Origin of the sequence: Mesorhizobium sp. M4A.F.Ca.ET.020.02.1.1 (genome assembly GCF_004022645.1) — a bacterium.
GTDB lineage: Bacteria > Pseudomonadota > Alphaproteobacteria > Rhizobiales > Rhizobiaceae > Mesorhizobium.
The window spans coordinates 1-17,805 of sequence record NZ_RZOI01000048.1 but is presented as its reverse complement, the minus strand read 5'-3'; the positions used below and the strand labels follow the sequence as shown (position 1 = coordinate 17,805).

Sequence of the window (17,805 nt, the reverse complement as noted above, 5' to 3'; positions counted from 1 at the left end):
GAAAAGACCGGGACCGGCAGCGCGGAAATGGCGCTTCCCTTGCCCGCCACGACCGCTGCGGCACCCCGCTTAGCGGCATCCGCCGCGTAGGCAGCGCCATCGGCCTTGCTGCCGGCGAGCGCGAAAAAGACGACGCCGGTCTTGACCGCGCGGGAATCCGAGGAAATCCCGGTGACCACCAGGTCGGGGGAAGCTGTTCCCTCGACAGGCAGGATACCGGCTAGTTCTTTTAGCTGCATCGAGTCCCGTTCATCGCAACAAAATAGCGCGCAGTTGCCGGCGCGCCCCAAGAATCACTGATAGGAAACCAGCGTTGCACCATTTTCATGGCTGAAATCTGGCTTCACGCCAAGCATGGCCGCCGAACGGCGGATAATGTTTCCCGCCATGACGCCCGCGTTCGAGGCGGCGGTCGCCCCCATGCCCGGCTTTTCCGGCTTCGGCTCGTCGGCGATCGTCAGCACGATGTATTGCGGATCATCCATCGGGAAAGCGGCGACGAAGGCGTTGAAATTCTTCTCCTTGGAATATCGGCCATTGACGACCTTCTCCGCCGTGCCGGTCTTGCCGCCGACGCGGTAGCCCGGAACCCTGGCGCTCTTGCCCGAACCCTTCTCGGCGTTGAGCGCATAGAGATAGCGCATGCCTTCGACGGTCTTTTCGCTGACCACCTTCTTGGCCACTTCCATCGCCTGCTGCGCCGTGCGTGGCAGGAAAGTCGGTTCGATCAGAAAGCCGCCGTTCATCAGGGCGGCGCAGCCCACCGCCGTCTGCAGCGGGGTCGTGGACACGCCATGGCCGAAAGCGATCGTGATCGAATTGACCTGCTTCCACACCTTTGGCTCGGTCGGCCGCGCCACTTCCGGCAATTCCGTCTGCATCTTCTCGAGCACGCCGAGGCGATGCAGGAATTCGCGGTGCCCCTCGATGCCGACGGCCTCGGCCTCCTTCGCCGAGCCGATGTTGGAGGAATAGATGAACACCTCCGGCACCGACAGCACCCGGCCCTTGCTGTGGAAGTCGTGGATCGTCTGGCGGCCGATCCTGATCGGCCGCGTAGCGTCGAACCGGCTTTCCAGCGTCACCTTGCCGGAATCCAGCGCCATGGCGGTGGTGAAGCTCTTGAAGGTCGAGCCCATTTCATAGAGGCCGGCCGACATGCGGTTCAGCCGGTCCTTGTCCTGAGCGTTGTAGGGATTGTTCGGGTCGAAATCCGGCACCGAGGCCATCGCCATCACTTCGCCGGTCTTGACATTGAGGACGACGGCACCCGCCGCGATCGCATGGAACCGCTCCATGCCGGTGGCCACCTCGTCGCGCACGACGTTCTGGATGCGCAGGTCGATCGACAGCCGCACCGGCTTCAGGTCTCTCGCCACAGCCAGGCCCGACGCCTGCAGGTCGGTCAGGCCCTGGTCGTCTATATACTTCTCCATGCCGGAGATGCCCTGATTGTCGATGTTGGTGAGACCGACAATGTAGGAGGAGGTTTCGCCGCTCGGATAGAAGCGGCGCTTTTCCGTGCGGAAGCCGAAACCGGGAATGCCAAGCTGCATGATATCGGCCTGCTGCTTCGGCGTCAGCTGCCGCTGCAGCCAAACGAAGCCGGCGCCGCTCTTCAGCTTGTGGTAGGTCTGCTCGTAGTCGATCTCGGGCAGCACGGTCGATAGCTTCTCGATCGCCTCGTCGGCGTCGACGATGCGGCGCGGCTCGGCAAACAGCGAGGCCGTCTTGATATCGGTCGCCAGCACCTCGCCATTGCGGTCGACGATGTCGGGCCGCGAGGCCGTCACGCGGTTCTGCGGGCCGCCCGACATGTCGGGACTCTGGAAGCCGAGGTACACAAGCCTGCCGGCGATGGCCGAATAGATGCCGAAGAACACCGCCATCGTCATCACGATGCGGGTCTTGGCCCTGCCGCCGGTCGCCTTGCGGGCGCCGTCGACCACGATCGAGCCGTCGTCATCCTGCCTTTTGCGGCGCCTCAGCAGTCCTCCGAGCATCGAGAACCTGGCGATCATTGCACGATGCCTCCGGTCACGATCGGGTCCTTGGCGCCCTTGGGCCCTTTGTCGGAATTGTCGGCCATGCCGCCCAGCCGCTGCGACGAGAGGTCCTCGATGTTGACCGGCTTTGCCGGCAGATCGTCCAGGTTGACGATCTGGCGCGCATTGACCGGTTCCAGTTCGAGCTGCGACTTGTAGATTTCGGCGAGCTTCTGCAGACGCGAGGGCTGAGTGAGCAGGCTCCAGTCCGCCTTCAAAAGATCGATCGTGTCCTCCTCGTAGCGGATCTGCGCCTCGATCTTCTGCACGGAAGCCAATTGCTCCTCGGCATCGCGCTTGGTCTTGTAGGTCAGGGCCGCCGCCGAGACCATGACGGCGATCAGGACTATGTCGCTGGTACGAAACACGCGCTCACCTCTCCCCCGGCCGCTCGACGGCGGGAAGCTTTGGAAGGCCGAAAATCGAAAAATCGCCCGCGCGCGCCGGCGCTTCGGTGCGGATTGCCGCGCGCAGCCTAGCCGAGCGCGCGCGCGGATTGGCCGATATCTCCGCATCGCCTGCGGTTACACCGCCGCCGGCCTTGCGGAAGGTCTCAAGGCGGGCTTGTGCCGCAGGCATATGGCGCGAGCCGCTCGCGGCCTCAGCCCGGTCGGCGATGAAGCGCTTGACGATGCGGTCCTCCAGCGAATGGAAGGTCACCACGACGAGCCGGCCGCCGGGTTTCAGCACCCGCTCTGCCGCGAACAGCGCGCGTGCCAGTTCGCCGAGCTCGTCGTTGACGAAAATGCGCAACGCCTGGAAGACGCGGGTCGCCGGATGGATCTTGTCCTTCGGTGCGCGGCCGATATGCGTCTCGATGGCGTCGGCGAGATCGAGCGTGCGTTCGAACGGCCGCTTCTCGCGCCGGCTCTCGATCATGCGGGCAATGCGGCCGGCATGACGCTCCTCGCCTAGAAAGCCGAAGATGCGGGCAAGGTCGCCCGCCTTGAAGCTGTTGACGACATCGGCGGCGCTCAGGCCCGCCTGCGCCATGCGCATGTCGAGCGGCCCGTCGGCGCGAAACGAGAAGCCGCGTTCGGCCTGGTCGAGCTGCATGGAGGAGACGCCTATGTCGAGCACCACCCCGTCGGCGCTTTCGACATGCTCGTCGAGCATCGAAAACGGCGCCTGGACAAGAGTCAGGCTGCCGCCGGATTGCTGTTCCAGCGAACGCCCAGCGGCGATGGCATCGGGATCGCGGTCGATGGCCACGACCGAGGCACCGCTTGCCAGGATGGCCCTGGTATAGCCGCCGGCGCCGAAGGTGCCGTCGACGATCAGATCGCCGGCCTTGGGCGACAGCGCCTCCAGCACTTCGGCAAGGAGGACCGGAATGTGGCGGGCCAGTCCGCCAACGGCGTTGATATCCTCGCCGTGGCCAGCCATCATTCCGGTCGCTCCCCAGGCTTCGTCCCCTGCCGAAGCTGCAACAGCCGGGCGCGCGCCTGCGCCCCATAGGCGGCAAGCCGTCCCGGCTCCCAGATCTGGAAGAAATTGCCGCGGCCGACAAAGGCCACTTCCGCCGAAATGCCGGTGTGCTCGCGGATGAAGTCGGTCATCGTTATGCGCCCGTCCTGATCCAGCTTCAGGAACGTACCATCGCCATGGCAGAAGAACGACATGTCGTCCGCCGTCTGCAGGAAGGGATCTTCCTGCGCGATGCGCTGCTCGTAGCGGTCGAGCAGGTCGAGACCGCCGACATCCATCGCCGGAAGATCCAGGCAGCGCAGCGCATAGAGCTCCGAATAGCCCCGCTTCTGAACGACGGCGCGGAAATGCGCCGGAACGGAGACCCGTCCCTTCGCATCGATCCTGCTCACCGTGTTCGACAGAAACCGGTCCATCACGCGCCACAGCCGCTTCCGCCGCCGCACCCCTTTCCATCATCCCGTCCGCGCCGCCGCAGCGCGTCCCTTCCCGAAATTCCGCTTCGTTCAACGAGGCGAAAGCTCGCAAACGCGCAGCCCCAGCGGCTGCCCGATTGGCGTACGCTTCACCCTGACACGGAACGAAGGCTTTGGTATCGGAATGGGATATCATGGGGTACTATGGGCGTCAACGGGAGCGAGCTTCACAAACGCGCTCGCCACAACCAGAAAGAGCAGCCTGACGGCACGTCTGATCTTTATCGTCCATTAAGCCTAACGAAGCGTTTAGAGGGCTGTGGCCCAAGGGACGCGGCTTGCTGCGGACCGCGCCCACGCCTAGCGTCGCGCCAATGCTCCGCTGCCTTTGGCGGCCAACAGGAGGTGAATGGTCGATGTCCGAAACGGCGAAGTCACGTGCCGCCGCACTTGCCCACTTGCGCAGCCGCGATTTCGCCAAGGGCGATCCGATCCCCTTGCCGCTGACCATGGCTTCGATCTTCCACACACCTGGCGAAGAAGCGGGCTTCGACCAGTATGGCCGCTACGACAATCCGACCTGGCGCGCCGTCGAACATGCGCTCGGTCATCTGGAAGACGCGCAATGCCTCGCCTTCCCGTCGGGGATGGGCGCGATCTCGTCGGTGTTTTTCGCGCTGCTGAAATCCGGCGACCGCGTCCTTCTGCCTGCCGACGGCTATCACGCCACGCGCGCGCTGGCGGAACGCTTCCTGAAGCCGTTCGGCGTCGCCTGCGACACCAGGCCGACCCCAACCTTTCTCGACGGAGGGTTCGACGGCTACCAGCTTGTCTTCGTCGAAAGCCCGTCTAACCCGCGGCTGGACATTTGCGACATCGCCGCAGTCGCCAACGCTGTCCATGCGCGAGGCGCGCTCCTCGTTGTCGACAACACGACGATGACGCCCTACGGCCAGCGCCCGCTCGACCTCGGCGCCGATATCGTCGTCTCCGCCGACACCAAAGCGGTGAACGGCCACTCCGACGTGCTGTTTGGCCATGTCGCGAGCCGCAATCCAGATATCGTCGCCAAGGTAAGGGACTGGCGCGAGACGGCCGGCGGCATTCCCGGGCCGTTCGAGGCCTGGCTGGTGCATCGCGGCCTCGAGACGCTGGAGGTGCGCTTCGACCGCATGTGCGCCTCGGCGGAGGTAATCGCCAGGCGGCTGAGACAGCATCCGGCGGTCAGCGGCCTGCGTTTTCCCGGCTTGGACGGCGATCCCTCGCACAATCTGGCGCGCGCGCAGATGGATCGCTTCGGCTTCCTGATCTCGTTCGACCTGGCCTCCGAGCAGAAGGCCGAGGATTTCATCGACAACTGCACCCTGATGCAGGCGGCAACCTCTTTCGGCGGCGTCCACACCTCGGCCGAACGGCGATCCAAAAGGGGCGACGCCGTGCCGCCGGGCTTCGTGCGCCTGTCCATTGGCTGCGAGCCGGTGGAAGAGCTTTGGCAAGCGATCGAGGCATCGCTCGACCGCCTTGGCGGTTGAATCAGAGCGCACGCCGGACGGCGCAGTCCACTGATATCAAATGGATTTCACGGCGATATCGCGGAGAAAAATTGCCAGCTGGCCTGTAAGCCGGGTTCTGTATGGCCCCCGCGCCTTGCGGCACGGGAACGCGGCGGCCATTCATCTTGGGCGCATGTTGCCATGCGCCTCACGCAACCTACCCGGGCGGTGGGCCGGAAACAGCCCTCGAAGGTTTCCCCTCGCACCGCCCCTATTCGGTCTTGCTCCCGGTGGGGTTTACCATGCCGCTCCTGTTGCCAGTCGCGCGGTGGGCTCTTACCCCACCCTTTCACCCTTGCCCCGGATCCGGCAGAGCCGAACGCCGCGGCGGTTTGCTTTCTGTGGCACTTTCCCTGGGGTCGCCCCCGCCGGCCATTAACCGGCACCGTGTCTCCATGGAGCCCGGACTTTCCTCACCCGCAGCCTTTCGGCTTCGCGGGTGCGGCCGCCCGGCCAGCTGGCAGAGCGTATAAAGGGGTTCGCGCCTGAAAACGCAAACGAAAAAGGCGGTTACCCCAGCTTCATCATGCCGGCGAACCGAGCGCCGCCATCTGCACCTTGACCTTGCTGCAATAGGCGGCCGACACCGGGTTCATCCGAGTCGCGGCGTGGCCGGCATTGTATTTCAGGATCGTGCCGCAGGTGGTGCCGCCGCCGAGGCCGCGCGCCATGGCCAGGTATTTCATGCCGTACTTGATGTTGGTGTCGGGATTGAACAGGCCCTTGACCGAGCCGCTGTAGCCCATCATGCGCGCCGTCGCCGGCTTGATCTGCATCAGGCCGATCTCGCCGGCGCTGCCGACGATGTTCGGCCGGTAATTGCTCTCGATCTTGATGACCGCCTTGGCCAGCGACACCGGCACGCCTTCCGCCGCCGCATAGCGGGCGATGATCGCCGAGTACTGGCCGCCGTCGGCCGCTGCCGCCGCCGCTGTCGACTCTGCCGCGGTGCTCGGACGGATCGAAGCTGTGGTCGTCAGGTCGATCGTCTTCCTGTTGCGCTGCACACGCCGCTTCGCCGTCGCTTTCCTGGCTTTCACCGCGGCGACCTTTTGCACCTTCGCGGTGGTCGTCTTTTTTGCTTTCGGGCTCTCCGCGGCCTTCGGCGCGGTTTTGCCGGCTACGGCGATGAAGCCGCTGTCGGCCCGCAGGCTCTGGGGCGCGGCATTCGCGGCCCCGATGGCAAAAGTCATTACACCGGCAGCAACGGCTGCCGTCAAGACGGTCAAATTTTGCATGTGGTCCTGTTCTGTTAGAACCGCGCGAAGAACTTCACGCGGCGACACCAAATCAATATCGAAACATCCGGGAGGCTAGACGTCCGATAAATTGCACGGATCGCCTTTGACGGTCGATTTGGCGGCAAAGAAGGCGGCGCAAGTCACTTTAAGTGACAGATTGTAATTTAGCGACGCAAAATGGACTATTTGGCTGGGATTGCCTTCATGGAAGCAAGCAGCCTTTGCAGCGTGCGGATTGTCGAGCCGTCAGCCATTCCATCGACCAGCCGCGGCCGGAAATGCCGCTGAAAAGCCTCGACGACGATTTCGGTCTGGCGGTCGAACATACCGGATATCTCCGCACCGTAGCCATAAAGCGCCAGCATCGACTGCAGCGCCTCGACATCGCTCCCCGTGTCGCCGGTTTTCAGCGTCGCGCCCTGCCTGACCGGCGCCGGCGGCACGAGATGGCCGATGCCGGCCGCAAACAGGGTCTTCCAGGGGAATTTCTCGCCCGGATCGACTTTGCGACCCGGCGCCACATCGGAATGGGCGAGCACGCGCTGCGCCGCAATGGAATGGCGTTGCACGATGCCTTTGCACAGGCCGATCACCGCATCGATCTGCCGCCTGGGGAAATCGGGATAACCGAGCGAATGGCCGGGATTGACGATCTCGATGCCGACAGAGCAGGAGTTGATGTCCGTTCGCCCGAACCACGAGCTCTTGCCGGCATGCCAGGCGCGGTCGCTTTCGCGAACCATTTGCACGATGCGGCCGTCTTCGTGGATCAGATAGTGAGCGGACACATCGCTCGCCGGATCGCACAGCCACGCTTCGGCGCCGGGTCCGGTCGCCATGCCCGTATAGTGCAGCACGATCATGTCGGGTTTCAACGTCTCGCGCCGCGGGCCGAAATTCGGCGATACCCTGACCTCGGCGCCTGGCTGGTCGGGCAGGAAACCGCTCATGCGTGCCTGAGGCCCCGTTCGATCATCTCATAGGCGGCATTGATCGCCGCGAGCCTGGTGGTGGCAATCTTGATGAATTCCTGCGGCAGGCCGCGCGCGATCAGCCGATCGGGATGATTGTCCGAGACCAGTTTGCGGTAGCGCTTCCTGACCTCCTCGAACGGTTTTCCGCGCTCGATGCCGAGCACGACATAGGGATCGCCGGCGCCGAGATTGACGTGCCTGGCCAGGATGCTCTGATAATGTGCCTCGTCGATGCGGAAGATCTCGGCAATACGGTGCAGGAACCGGCCTTCGTGCTCATGAATCAGCCCGTCGGCCTTGGCGATGTGGAACAAGCCGTCGAGTATGTCTTCCAGCATCATGCAGTTCGCATGGCCGGAGCCGCACAATTGCGCCATGCGCTGGGCATAGATCTCGAAGCCTGCCACATCGCGCTTGGCTAGGTCGTAGAGCCGCGCCACATTGCGCGTCTCTTTCGGCGGCACATCGAATATTTCCTGGAAGGCGCGCACCTCATCCTGGGTGACGATGCCGTCGGCCTTGGCCATCTTGGCCGAGAGCGCGATCATCGCTACCGAAAAGGCGACGCGGCGGCGCAGATCGGCATCGCCGGAGAAAACCGTTCGCACGGCTTCGACGACATCGGCGACGCCCGATGACGCTGAAGACGTAACACGAACGATGAAGTCGCCGAGGCGGTCCCAAATCGACATGAGGCTTCTTAGTGCGAACTGCCCACCGCTATCAAGCGCAGACAGTGCCGCAGGCCCATTGGGTCCGGGTCATATGATGTTGCTGGCGCAAGCCTCTGGCGCCGGTAGCTGAAAAGAAAGAAGGCCGGTAGGGGACCGGCCTTCTTCGCCTTGTGAACTACTGCGCGGGCGCAGCAGGTGCTGCCGGAGCCGGTTCGGCTGGTTTCGTAGCGTCAGGAGCCGGAGTAGCCGGCTTCATAGGCTCTTCGGCGGCCGGCGGATTGGTGCTCTGGGTTGTGGTGTTGTCCGTCCCGCTGTCGCTGCAAGCCGCAACTCCGAGCAGGGCGAGCGCCGAAAGGGACGCCAGAATGAGCTTCTTCATGATATCTCTCCTTCAATCGACGCTCACATTCTGGTGAGCGGTCGAAGGAGAAATGCATCAGCCGGCGTGGAGTTTCGTAACGTTGCATTTCCGCATGTAACATCATCTGGGCGATTGCCGGCCGCCGAATGGCGCACTAACAGGGTAAGCCAAGCACCAGATTACGCAGGGAAAATTCCAGGAGCCGCGATGACCGAAAAATGGGATTTCTGGATCGACCGCGGTGGCACCTTCACCGACGTCATCGGCCGCGACCCGCAAGGCGGACTGCATGCCCGCAAGCTGCTGTCAGAAAATCCGGAAGCCTATGCGGACGCTGCCATTCAGGGCATTCGCGACCTGCTTGGATTGAAATCCAGTTCCGCCATTCCGCCGGGGCTGATCGGCGACATCAAGATGGGCACCACTGTCGCCACCAATGCGCTGCTCGAGCGCAAGGGCGACCGTGTGCTCCTGCTTACCACCAAGGGTTTTCGCGACGCGCTTCGCATCGCCTATCAGGCGCGCCCGGATATCTTCGCCAAGGAGATCATCCTGCCCGAACAGCTCTATGAGCGCGTCGTCGAGATCGATGAACGCGTGCGCGCCGACGGCTGGGTCGAACGTTTGCTCGACGTCGCCGCCTGCCACCCGGCAATCGAACAGGCCAAAGCCGACGGCATCGATGCGGTCGCTATCGTCTTCATGCATGCCTGGAAATATCCCGACCACGAGAAGGCTGTCGCCAAAGTCTGCCGCAAGCTCGGCTTCGCCCAGGTTTCTGTCAGCCACGAGGTCTCGCCGCTCATCAAGCTGGTCGGCCGCGGCGACACCACCGTGGTCGACGCCTACCTGTCGCCGATCCTGTCGCGCTATGTGCAAAGGGTGGCGGGCGAACTGGGTGCCGGCCCCCGCCTGATGTTCATGATGTCGTCAGGTGGTCTCACCGCCGCCGATATGTTCCAGGGCAAGGACGCGCTGTTGTCCGGCCCGGCCGGAGGCGTCGTCGGCATGGTCGAGACGGCGAAGCTCGCCGGTTTCGAAAAAGTCATCGGCTTCGACATGGGCGGCACCTCGACCGATGTCGCCCACTATGACGGCGAGTATGAGCGCGCCTTCGACACCGAGGTTGCCGGCGTGCGCATCCGCGCGCCGATGATGCGCATCCATACCGTTGCCGCCGGCGGAGGCTCGATCCTGCACTATGAGGCGGGCCGCTTCCGCGCCGGGCCGGATTCCGCCGGCGCCAATCCCGGCCCGGCCGCCTATCGGCGCGGCGGCCCGCTCGCCGTGACCGACGCCAACGTCATGCTCGGCAAGCTGCAGCCCGATTACTTCCCGGCGATCTTCGGTCCCGGCCAGGACCAGGCGCTCGACGTCGACACCGTGCGCGAAAAATTCACCGCGCTGGCCGCCGAGATCGGCGATGGCCGCTCGCCCGAGGCGGTCGCCGAAGGCTTCGTCACCATCGCCGTCGAGAACATGGCCAACGCCATCAAGAAGATCTCGGTGCAGCGCGGCTATGACGTCACTGAATATCTCTTGAACTGCTTTGGCGGCGCTGGCGGCCAGCACGCCTGCCTGGTCGCCGATGCGCTCGGCATGGAAGCGGTGCTGATCCATCCCTTCTCTGGCCTGCTATCGGCTTATGGCATCGGCCTGTCGTCGGTGTTCGCCTCGCGCCAGCAGGCGCTGCTCAAGCCGCTCGCCGAAGAGTCCAGGACGGCGATCGACGAGCTTATCGCAACGTTGAGGAAAGCCGTCATCGCTGAATTCGCGGCACAAGGCATCGCCGAGAGCGCGGTCGCTTCCAGGCCCGTCCTGCAGATCCGCTATGACGGCACCGACACGGCGCTGCCGGTGAATTTCGCCAGCGGCTCAATATTCCAGGCGAGGCGCGATTTCGAAGTCGCCCACAAGGCGCAATTCGGCTTCGTCTATGACGATAAGCCGATGATCGTCGAGACCGTCGGTGTCGAAGGCACCGATACCGGCGGCGGCGGCCGCGACGAAAGTGAATCGGAAATGGAAGATCTTGCCGCAAGCCCTCCCAGGACGCGCAAAATCTTCACCGAAGGCGAATGGCGCGAAGCCGGCATCTTCCGGCGCGAAGCGCTCAAGTCCGGCAACAGGGTGGCCGGTCCCGCTCTGGTCATCGAGCCCAACCAGACCATCATCGTCGAGCCCGGCTGGCAGGCCGAGATCACCGCCAGGAACCATGTGCTGTTGCGGCGAACCGAGAAGAAACGCCGCCAGGCAGCGCTCGGCACCGAAGCCGATCCGGTCATGCTGGAGGTCTTCAACAACCTCTTCATGTCGATCGCCGAGCAGATGGGCGTGACGCTGCAGAACACCGCCTATTCCGTCAACATCAAGGAACGGCTGGATTTCTCCTGCGCCGTCTTCGACCGCCATGGCGCGCTGGTCGCCAACGCGCCGCACATGCCGGTGCATCTCGGCTCCATGGACCGCTCGGTCGAGACCATCATTCGCCTGAATTCCGGCGACATCCATCCGGGCGACGTCTTCGCCCTCAACGCCCCCTACAATGGCGGCACGCACCTGCCCGACATCACCGTGGTGACGCCGGTGTTCGACGATGCGCGCAAGGAAATCCTGTTCTGGGCGGCCTCGCGCGGCCATCACGCCGATGTCGGCGGCACCGCGCCCGGCTCGATGACGCCTTTAGCCACCACGGTCGACGAGGAAGGCGTGCTGTTCGACAATTTCCGCATCGTCGATCGCGGCCGCTTTCGCGAGAAGGAACTGGAAACGCTGCTCACCGACCACCCCTACCCGGCCCGCAATCCGCACCAGAACGTCGCCGACCTCAAGGCGCAGATCGCCGCCAACGAGAAGGGCGTTGCCGAATTGCGCAAGATGGTCGCGCATTTCGGCCTCGATGTCGTCGAGGCCTATATGGGCCACGTCCAGGACAATGCCGCAGAGAGCGTGCGGCGCGTGCTGGAACGGCTTCCCGACACCTCCGACTATGAATATCCCACCGACACCGGCCAGGTGATCAGGGTCAGGATTTCTGTCGATCGGCAAAAGCGCGAAGCAACGGTCGACTTCACCGGAACCTCGAAGGTGGAAAAGAACAATTTCAACGCGCCGGAACCCGTCGCCCGCGCCGCCGTGCTCTATGCCTTCCGCGTCATGGTCGAGGACATGATCCCGATGAACGCCGGGTGTCTCAGGCCGATCAACATCGTCATCCCCGACGACTGTATGCTGAAGCCTTCATATCCGGCAGCAGTCGTCGCCGGCAATGTCGAGACCTCGCAGCATGTGACCAATGCGCTGTTCGGCGCCATGGGCGCGATGGCCAATGCGCAAGGGACGATGAACAACCTCACCTTCGGCAACAAGCAGTACCAGTATTACGAGACGATCTGCTCGGGCTCGCCCGCCGGCCAAATGAACTCCGGCCGCGGTTTTGCCGGCACCTCAGGCGTCCATACCCATATGACGAATTCCCGCCTCACCGATCCGGAAGTGCTGGAACTGCGCTTCCCCGTGCTGCTCGAGGATTTCCACATTCGCGAAGGCTCCGGCGGCAAGGGCAGATGGGATGCCGGCGACGGCACGAAGCGCACCATCCGTTTCCTCGAAAGGATGGAATGCGCGATCCTGTCCTCACACCGCAACCGGCCACCGCAAGGCCTGGACGGCGGCGGCGACGGTGAGGCGGGCTCCACCAAGGTCCGTCGAAACAATGGCGCCATCGATGTGCTGAAAGCCTGCGACCAGACCGTTCTCGACGCCGGCGAGGCCGTCATCGTCACCACGCCGACCCCTGGAGGATTTGGCAGGAAGGCCTGATTTGGCGTCAACAGGCTGTCACCAGCCTGTCATGACCCTGCGCTACCCGCTTGCGCCAACACAAACGGGGAATCAACTTGCCATGACGGACGTTTCCGGAGATCTGGTTTTTCGTCGCGGCAAGGAAGTTGGAAAAGCCGTCTACCAGAATCGCCCGCTGTCGAAGGCCGGCATCTCGGAGCGGCTCTTCGCCTTCCTGTTTTCCGGCCTCGTCTATCCGCAGATCTGGGAAGACCCCGATGTCGACATGGAGGCCATGCAGCTTGGCGCCGGCCACCGCATCGTCACCATCGCGTCGGGCGGCTGCAACATCCTCGCCTACCTCACCCGTTCGCCCGAACGGATTGATGCCGTCGACCTCAACGCCGCCCATATCGCGCTGAACCGTATGAAGCTCGAGGCGGTGCGCCGCCTGCCGTCGCAGGGCGACCTGTTCCGCTTCTTCGGCGCCGCCGACACCAGCCACAATTCGGAAGCCTACGACCGCTTCATCGCGCCGCATCTCGATCCGGTCAGCCGCCACTACTGGGAGCGCCGCAACTGGCGCGGCCGCCGGCGCATCGAGGTCTTCGACCATAATTTCTACCAGACCGGCCTGCTCGGCCTGTTCATCGCCATGGGCCATCGCGTCGGCAAGTTCTTTGGCGTCGACCCCGCCGGCATCATGCAGGCCAGCAACATCGGCGAGCAGCGCCGCTTCTTCAACGAGGAGCTGGCGCCGGTCTTCGAAAAGCCGCTGCTGAAATGGGCGACGTCGCGCAAGGCTTCGCTGTTCGGTCTCGGCATTCCGCCGGCGCAGTACGATTCGCTGATCACCTCGGGCGACGGCACGATGGCCAGCGTGCTCAAGGCCAGGTTGGAAAAGCTCGCCTGCGATTTCCCGCTGAACACCAACTATTTCGCCTGGCAGGCCTTTGCCCGCCGCTATCCCGAGCCCGGCGAGGCAGCACTCCCCGCCTATCTGGAGAAGCGGAATTACAAGGTGATCCGCGACAACATCGACCGCGTCGCCATCAACCACACCAACCTGATCGAGTTCCTCGCCGGCAAGGATGCGGGCGCGGTCGACCGCTTCATCCTGCTCGACGCGCAGGACTGGATGACCGACGACCAGCTCAACGCGCTGTGGGCCGAGATCACCCGCACGGCATCGGCCGGCGCCCGCGTCATCTTCCGCACGGCGGCCGAGCCCAGCCTGCTGCCCGGTCGCGTCTCCAACTCGCTGCTTGACCAGTGGAGCTACGAGGCCGAGGCCTCGCGCGACTTCTCCGCGCGCGACCGTTCGGCCATCTATGGCGGCTTCCACCTCTATGTGAAGCGCTGATGAGCACCACCGAACTGCCCGCCAGCCATGCCGAGCTGATGGACGGCGTCTATCGCTGGCAGCGCCACATCTACGATCTCACCCGCAAATACTATCTGCTCGGCCGCGACCGCCTGATATCAGGACTGGAGGTGCCCCCGGGCGGAACCGTGCTCGAGCTCGGCTGCGGCACCGGCCGCAACATCATCCTCGCCGCCCGCCGCTATCCCGAGGCGCGCTTCTTCGGCCTCGATATCTCGGCGGAAATGCTGGAGACGGCGGCAGCAGCCATCGCCCGCGAAAACCGGTCCGGCCGCGTCACTCTGGCGCTCGGCGACGCCACCAATTTCGACGCTGGCACGCTCTACGGCGTCGCGCGTTTCGACCGCATCTTCGTGTCCTACTCGTTGTCGATGAGCCCGGGCTGGGAAAAAACGGTTTCAGCGGCACTCGCCGCGCTGGCGCCAGGCGGCTCCCTGCATGTCGTCGATTTCGGTCAGCAGGAGGGCCTGCCGCGCTGGTTCCGGGCGCTGCTGCGCGGCTGGCTCAAAAGATTCCACGTCGCGCCGCGTGAATCGCTGCGCGAGGTTTTGGAATCAGAATCCGAGCGAACCGGCGCAACCTTCCATTTCAGAACGCTTTATCGCGGCTACGCTTGGCTCGGCGTGATCGGCGCAGCCAGGTAGTCGGTGAAGCGCCTCCACCAACGCGCCAACCATCACCTGCGGGCGATAGTTGAGCTTGGCCGGTGTCAGTCCAAGCCGCACCACCACCAGCTGCTCCGACGGGATGATGGCGACCGTCTGGCCGTCATGCCCCTCCATCCAATAGGTGTCCTTGGGCAGGCCGGCCGCGACGCCGGCGCCAGGGTTCTCCTCATCGCCCGGCCCTTCGATCCATAACTGGCCTTTGCCGTAGACCTTCGAGGCCGCCGCCGGCTCCCGCATCCAGTCGACGAAGCCGGCGGGCAGGAGCTGATTGCCGTTCCAGACCCCGCCCTGCAGCAGGAACTGACCGAACCGCGCCCAGTCATGCGCCGTGGCGTAGAGATAGGACGAGCCGACAAAGCTGCCCTGCTCGTCGGTTTCGAGCACGGCGCTGTGCATGCCGAGCGGCTCGAACAACGACGTCCGCGGCCAGGTCAGCGCCTTGGCCTTGTCGCCGATGGCGTCCTGCCACAGCCGCGACAGCATCACCGCCGTGCCGCTCGAATAGGAAAACACCTTGCCCACCTCGCCGGTCAGCGGCTTGGCTTCGGCAAAACCCGCCATGTCGGGTTCGAGATAGAGCATGCGCGTCACATCGGCGACGTCGCCATAATCCTCGTTGAACTCCAGCCCGCTCGACATCGCCATCAGGTCGGCAAGGCTGATCGCGGCGCGCCCATCCGCCTTCCAGGGCGCGAACAGGCCCTTGTTGTCGATCGCCAGCTTGCCGTCCTTGACCAGCGTGCCGACGATGGCGGCATTGACCGTCTTGGTCATCGACCAGCCGAGCAGCGGCGTCTTTGCAGAAAAGCCCTCGCCATAGCGCTCGGCGACGATATGGCTGTTCTTCACCACGACCACGGCGCGCATGCCGGCGCCGGCCATGGCCGCGTCGTCGACGATCTTCGCGATTTCTGGATTCTGCGAGGCGTCCACTCGCTCACCCTCCGGCCACAGCGCATCCTGCCTGGTGGCGGCCGGCCCGGCGTAGATCGCCGTCTGCCTCGCCTTGCCGGTGTTGCCGTCCGGAACGGTAGCGCAGCCTAGCCCGTCGCGCGCGACGGCCACGCTTTTGCCGAGCACGCCGAACAGGCCTGCCGAGACCATGCCGCGTTCCTTGTCCACCGACACTCTCATCAGCCTGAGCAGCGGATGGCCCGGCGCCTGGACATCGACGGCGAGCACCTGGTTGGCGTCGCGCCCGGCGATGAAAACGTTCGAGCACACGATCTTGGCCGAATAGCCGGAACCGACGCGGATCAGTTCGGGCGGCGCGACATAGAGCCAGGCGACCAACGCTGCTATCGCCAGCACGACCAGGCCGAGCAACCATTTGACGATCTTGACGACGATCCGCATCTCACCCCCTGCGTGTGGCGCCCGATTTATGCCATCGATTTGCCGCCATTGCTGCCTCAAAATCTCGGCTGCTGTCGAGCGCCGTCAACCGAATATCAACCATGATCGGCGATCACATGATGCATGTCGCCCAAAAGTGCGCAGCGGTTTTGGGACAACGACATGCACTGGAAAGAGAGATTAAAGCGCGCCAAAAGGGTGCGCTTTGAGGAGACTGGACGTTCCTGTGGGGTGATCGTCCGGCGGGGGACGGCCAAGGGGGCCACCCGAAACGACCCATCAGCGGCCGGCTGAACCCGGCTCAGGAGTAGCGATGCGCCGTCTTGCGGCCCTCATCATGCTGACGCTGCTGGGCGCCTGCTCGACCGTTGACGACCTGACGCCGGTGATGTCCTCCAGCAGCCCGATGGTTGCGGTGCGCGCACCGCGCTTCGAGGATTCCAAGCCGCATGAGTGGGACAGCGGTGCGCCGTGGAGCTTTGCCATCCACGGTACCGACGTCTCGAAATACCAGACATCGGTGGACTGGCCGGCAGCCAAGGCGAGCGGCATTTCCTTCGCCTTCATCAAGGCGACCGAGGGCGGCGACCGCTTCGACGACTATTTCAACGAGCACTGGGCGCGCACGAGAGCCGTGGGAATTCCGCGCGCGGCCTATCATTTCTTCTATTTCTGCACACCCGCCGCCACGCAGGCGCGCTGGTTCATCGCCAACGTCCCCAAAGACCGTTCGGCGATGCCGCCGGTGCTCGATATGGAATGGAACCCGAAATCGCCGACGTGCCGGCTGCGGCCCGACCCGGCCACGGTGCGCGCGGAGATGACCACTTTCCTCGAAATCGTCGAGCGGCACTACGGCAAGAAGCCGATCATCTACACCTCGATCGACTTCTTCGACGACAACGGCCTCGCGACCTTCCGCGGCTATCCCTATTGGCTGCGCTCGGTCGCTGGCCACCCTCGCCAGAAGTATGGCAGCCACCCCTTCACCTTCTGGCAATATACCGGAACCGGCATCGTTCCGGGCATGACCGGCAAATCCGACATCAACGTTTTCAACGGCTCGGAAGTCGCCTGGAACAAGTGGCTGCGGCAGAACACCCGTTGACATGAGCCGTCCTGCCTGCTTTTCGACACGACCAGCGGCGATGTATTGAGCTGCTGGCAGTCCGGAGCGGCGTACCAGGCGGGTGCCCGAGGACGCTCCTGAGCTTTGAATCACGCATGGTCCTGGCCAGAACCGGTTCGGGTTCGGCGGGGCGTGCGCCGGGTTCGAAAGGGAAGCGATGCGATTGCGTGTTGACATCTTGGCGGCGCTGGTTGTCGGCGCTCTTGCCTGGCCGGCGGCGGCGCAGGAGTGCGGAGACGATTTCAACACCTGGAAACAGGGCGTGGAGGCGGAAGCCAAGGCGGCCGGCGTCGGCGCCGTCGGCCTGAACGCGCTGGAACAGGCGAGCCTCGACGACAAGGTCCTGGCTCGTGACCGCGCCCAGGGCGTCTTCACCCAGACCTTCACCGAATTCTCCAACCGCATGATCTCGGCTTACCGCCTGAAGCAGGGCGGAGCCAATCTGAAGAAATACGCCGACGTCTTCGCCCGCGCCGACCAGGAATTCGGCGTCCAGGCGCCCGTCATCGCCGCCTTTTGGGCGCTCGAGACCGATTTCGGCGCCGTCCAGGGCGATTTCCACACGCTGAGCGCGCTGGTGACGCTCTCGCATGACTGCCGCCGCCCGCAGCTTTTCCGTCCCCAACTCGTGCCGCTATTGACGCTGATCGATCGCGGCGTCCTGCCTGCCGACGTGACCGGCGCCTGGGCCGGTGAGATCGGCCAGACGCAGATCCTGCCGACCGACTACCTTGCCCGCGGCGTCGACGGCGACGGCGACGGCATCGTCGACTTGCGTCACAGCGTGCCGGAC

16 protein-coding genes and 1 other RNA gene are annotated in these 17,805 nt (G+C 64.2%); 6 read left to right on the top strand and 11 right to left on the bottom strand.

Features of this window, described 5'->3' with window-relative positions:
• The 5 genes from EN742_RS05860 to mraZ all read right to left on the bottom strand — a co-directional run.
• Window positions 1–239: Mur ligase domain-containing protein (locus EN742_RS05860; protein ID WP_245492256.1), on the bottom strand; the 239-nt coding region annotated here is incomplete at its 3' end.
• A 54-nt stretch (window positions 240–293) separates the two neighbouring features.
• Window positions 294–2,003, bottom strand: a complete 1,710-nt coding sequence (locus tag EN742_RS05855) for a penicillin-binding protein 2 (protein ID WP_127422703.1) — start codon at window positions 2,001–2,003, stop codon at window positions 294–296.
• 14 nt (window positions 2,004–2,017) lie between these two features.
• Window positions 2,018–2,413, bottom strand: a complete 396-nt coding sequence (locus EN742_RS05850) for a hypothetical protein (RefSeq protein ID WP_126053892.1) — start codon at window positions 2,411–2,413, stop codon at window positions 2,018–2,020.
• Between the two features lie 4 nt (window positions 2,414–2,417).
• The gene (gene rsmH / locus EN742_RS05845) at window positions 2,418–3,434 is read right to left on the bottom strand and encodes a 16S rRNA (cytosine(1402)-N(4))-methyltransferase RsmH (RefSeq protein WP_126053891.1); all 1,017 of its coding nucleotides are present in this window, start codon (window positions 3,432–3,434) and stop codon (window positions 2,418–2,420) included.
• A complete protein-coding gene (gene mraZ / locus EN742_RS05840) occupies window positions 3,431–3,889 on the bottom strand; it encodes a division/cell wall cluster transcriptional repressor MraZ (protein WP_056573299.1) in 459 nt (152 codons plus the stop codon). Before mraZ ends, rsmH begins: the two co-directional genes overlap by 4 nt.
• Before the next feature lie 416 nt (window positions 3,890–4,305).
• Between mraZ and EN742_RS05835 the strand changes: the two genes are divergently transcribed.
• Complete coding sequence (locus EN742_RS05835; protein WP_127406475.1) at window positions 4,306–5,421, top strand: cystathionine gamma-lyase; 1,116 nt, start codon at window positions 4,306–4,308, stop codon at window positions 5,419–5,421.
• A 70-nt stretch (window positions 5,422–5,491) separates the two neighbouring features.
• Here EN742_RS05835 and rnpB read toward each other — a convergent pair.
• From rnpB to EN742_RS39150, 5 genes are all read right to left on the bottom strand, one after another.
• Window positions 5,492–5,903: RNase P RNA component class A (rnpB, locus tag EN742_RS05830), an RNA gene on the bottom strand.
• 63 nt (window positions 5,904–5,966) lie between these two features.
• Complete coding sequence (locus EN742_RS05825; RefSeq protein WP_126053889.1) at window positions 5,967–6,680, bottom strand: transglycosylase SLT domain-containing protein; 714 nt, start codon at window positions 6,678–6,680, stop codon at window positions 5,967–5,969.
• 185 nt (window positions 6,681–6,865) lie between these two features.
• Window positions 6,866–7,633, bottom strand: coding sequence for an N-acetylmuramoyl-L-alanine amidase (locus EN742_RS05820; protein ID WP_127422760.1), 768 nt, complete (start codon window positions 7,631–7,633; stop codon window positions 6,866–6,868).
• Window positions 7,630–8,349 carry a DnaJ family molecular chaperone gene (locus tag EN742_RS05815; RefSeq protein ID WP_126053887.1) on the bottom strand — a complete coding sequence of 240 codons (720 nt, stop codon included), beginning with the start codon at window positions 8,347–8,349 and terminating at the stop codon, window positions 7,630–7,632. The genes EN742_RS05820 and EN742_RS05815 overlap by 4 nt, the downstream gene beginning before the upstream one ends.
• Window positions 8,350–8,506: 157 nt before the next feature.
• A complete protein-coding gene (locus tag EN742_RS39150; protein WP_126053886.1) occupies window positions 8,507–8,710 on the bottom strand; it encodes a hypothetical protein in 204 nt (67 codons plus the stop codon).
• A gap of 189 nt (window positions 8,711–8,899) precedes the next feature.
• Between EN742_RS39150 and EN742_RS05805 the strand changes: the two genes are divergently transcribed.
• The 3 genes from EN742_RS05805 to EN742_RS05795 are packed head-to-tail and all read left to right on the top strand — an operon-like array spanning window position 8,900 to window position 14,503.
• Complete coding sequence (locus EN742_RS05805) at window positions 8,900–12,514, top strand: hydantoinase B/oxoprolinase family protein (RefSeq protein ID WP_128332524.1); 3,615 nt, start codon at window positions 8,900–8,902, stop codon at window positions 12,512–12,514.
• 31 nt (window positions 12,515–12,545) lie between these two features.
• On the top strand, window positions 12,546–13,838 hold the full coding sequence (locus EN742_RS05800; protein ID WP_128332523.1) for a DUF3419 family protein: 1,293 nt from the start codon (window positions 12,546–12,548) through the stop codon (window positions 13,836–13,838).
• Window positions 13,838–14,503 (top strand): class I SAM-dependent methyltransferase, encoded by a 666-nt coding sequence (locus EN742_RS05795; RefSeq protein WP_128332522.1) that lies wholly within the window; start codon window positions 13,838–13,840, stop codon window positions 14,501–14,503. The genes EN742_RS05800 and EN742_RS05795 overlap by 1 nt, the downstream gene beginning before the upstream one ends.
• Here the strand turns inward: EN742_RS05795 and EN742_RS05790 are convergent.
• Window positions 14,414–15,883 (bottom strand): serine hydrolase, encoded by a 1,470-nt coding sequence (locus tag EN742_RS05790; protein WP_245492255.1) that lies wholly within the window; start codon window positions 15,881–15,883, stop codon window positions 14,414–14,416. The two genes, EN742_RS05795 and EN742_RS05790, sit on opposite strands and share 90 nt — an antisense overlap.
• Before the next feature lie 313 nt (window positions 15,884–16,196).
• On the opposite strand from EN742_RS05790, the gene EN742_RS05785 reads away from it, so the two are divergent.
• Together EN742_RS05785 and EN742_RS05780 are read left to right on the top strand one after the other, a co-directional pair.
• On the top strand, window positions 16,197–16,991 hold the full coding sequence (locus tag EN742_RS05785; RefSeq protein ID WP_127405425.1) for a GH25 family lysozyme: 795 nt from the start codon (window positions 16,197–16,199) through the stop codon (window positions 16,989–16,991).
• A 178-nt stretch (window positions 16,992–17,169) separates the two neighbouring features.
• Window positions 17,170–17,805, top strand: a 636-nt coding sequence (locus tag EN742_RS05780; RefSeq protein ID WP_189375192.1) for a lytic transglycosylase domain-containing protein, incomplete at its 3' end; no start/stop codon positions are given.

Bases quoted from the DNA above. Each gene is read 5' to 3' on its own strand.
- EN742_RS05855 (WP_127422703.1), bottom strand. From the start codon at position 2,003: ATGCTCGGAGGACTGCTGAGGCGCCGCAAAAGGCAGGATGACGACGGC.
- rsmH (WP_126053891.1), bottom strand. From the start codon at position 3,434: ATGATGGCTGGCCACGGCGAGGATATCAACGCCGTTGGCGGACTGGCC.
- mraZ (WP_056573299.1), bottom strand. From the start codon at position 3,889: ATGGACCGGTTTCTGTCGAACACGGTGAGCAGGATCGATGCGAAGGGA.
- EN742_RS05835 (WP_127406475.1), top strand. From the start codon at position 4,306: ATGTCCGAAACGGCGAAGTCACGTGCCGCCGCACTTGCCCACTTGCGC.
- EN742_RS05825 (WP_126053889.1), bottom strand. From the start codon at position 6,680: ATGCAAAATTTGACCGTCTTGACGGCAGCCGTTGCTGCCGGTGTAATG.
- EN742_RS05820 (WP_127422760.1), bottom strand. From the start codon at position 7,633: ATGAGCGGTTTCCTGCCCGACCAGCCAGGCGCCGAGGTCAGGGTATCG.
- EN742_RS05815 (WP_126053887.1), bottom strand. From the start codon at position 8,349: ATGTCGATTTGGGACCGCCTCGGCGACTTCATCGTTCGTGTTACGTCT.
- EN742_RS39150 (WP_126053886.1), bottom strand. From the start codon at position 8,710: ATGAAGAAGCTCATTCTGGCGTCCCTTTCGGCGCTCGCCCTGCTCGGA.
- EN742_RS05805 (WP_128332524.1), top strand. From the start codon at position 8,900: ATGACCGAAAAATGGGATTTCTGGATCGACCGCGGTGGCACCTTCACC.
- EN742_RS05800 (WP_128332523.1), top strand. From the start codon at position 12,546: ATGACCCTGCGCTACCCGCTTGCGCCAACACAAACGGGGAATCAACTT.
- EN742_RS05795 (WP_128332522.1), top strand. From the start codon at position 13,838: ATGAGCACCACCGAACTGCCCGCCAGCCATGCCGAGCTGATGGACGGC.
- EN742_RS05790 (WP_245492255.1), bottom strand. From the start codon at position 15,883: ATGCGGATCGTCGTCAAGATCGTCAAATGGTTGCTCGGCCTGGTCGTG.
- EN742_RS05785 (WP_127405425.1), top strand. From the start codon at position 16,197: ATGCGCCGTCTTGCGGCCCTCATCATGCTGACGCTGCTGGGCGCCTGC.